Source organism: Flavobacterium sp. GNP008 (genome assembly GCF_056428965.1).
In genome coordinates, this window is sequence record NZ_JBWJVL010000009.1 from 1 (window position 1) to 429 (window position 429).

The 429-nt window shown below is 43.8% G+C and carries 1 protein-coding gene; it reads right to left on the bottom strand.

Annotated elements, in window-relative coordinates; genetic code table 11:
- On the bottom strand, window positions 1–429 hold a 429-nt coding region (locus AC0608_RS13670; RefSeq protein ID WP_478289453.1), incomplete at both ends, for a hypothetical protein.

Here is a 429-nt window from a genome sequence, read left to right on the forward strand (position 1 = left end):
TTGCTATTCCACAATTGTCAGTTGACCCATTGTTGATTTGTGTTGCAGCAATGCTTGCGCTTCCTGATGCATTCAGCTGGATCGCGATGTTTTGTGTCAAAACAACTGGTACAACTTTGTCTTCCACAGTTACAGTTGCGGTATTGCTGCTTACGTTTCCGTGAATGTCCGTTACAGTCAAGATAACGGTATTGGCTCCAACGTTTGAACAGTCAAACGCTGTTTTGTCTAAGCTGATGCTTGCTATTCCACAATTGTCAGTTGACCCATTGTTGATTTGTGTTGCAGCAATGCTTGCGCTTCCTGATGCATTCAGCTGGATCGCGATGTTTTGTGTCAAAACAACTGGTACAACTTTGTCTTCCACAGTTACAGTTGCGGTATTGCTGCTTACGTTTCCGTGAATGTCCGTTACAGTCAAGATAACGG